General features: G+C 54.6%; 1 protein-coding gene, 1 tRNA gene and 1 pseudogene. All 3 read right to left on the minus strand.

The genetic code is table 11. The features are described 5' to 3' along the window. On the minus strand, nt 1–234 hold a 234-nt coding region (locus JF66_RS21180), incomplete at its 3' end, for a metallopeptidase family protein (RefSeq protein ID WP_035880966.1). A 63-nt stretch (nt 235–297) separates the two neighbouring features. Then, nucleotides 298–373, minus strand: a tRNA-His gene (locus JF66_RS21185). Nucleotides 374–418: 45 nt separating this feature from the next. After that, nucleotides 419–551 (minus strand): annotated as a pseudogene (locus JF66_RS24870) (oligoribonuclease); the annotation flags it as partial.

A 551-nucleotide genomic window follows, 5' to 3' on the forward strand; every position in this document is an offset into this window, starting at 1 on the left:
CAGCAGGGGCTCCCGGTAGACCACGATTCGGTCGGGCATCTCCCCGAAACCATACTGTCCGCGTTCCGTGAGTGCGACTCCGTCATAGAGTCCGAGGATGTCCAGCGTGCCATCTTCGGGTCGGTCTTCGACGACGAAAATAATGTTGTCGAGACCGTCAATCATCTCGTCTGGCAAGAGATCGAGCTCATCCACCACGAGACGTTCGAATTCGGACGCGTCAAGCTGCAGCATCCGACTACGAACCGGAACACTGATGTCACGGACCATACATTCACGCTACTGCTGATAAATCATTGGGGTGAGTAACGGGGATTGAACCCGCGACCTCCTGGACCACAACCAGGCGCTCTGCCAACTGAGCTATACCCACCATGCGTCCCTTCCTCTTGCGAAGAAGGGCAACTCATGAATTCTATTACACCTGAGCACCGAAGTTGTGCACGACGTCCTCAGATTGGGTTTTTGCCTCGTCACTGGAGGGCCCCGGATCCGCTACAAACACGGTTTGACGGTAGTAAGCGAGCTCGCGAATTGATTCAAGAATATCT

This window comes from Cryobacterium sp. MLB-32 (assembly GCF_000738085.1).
Lineage (GTDB): Bacteria > Actinomycetota > Actinomycetes > Actinomycetales > Microbacteriaceae > Cryobacterium.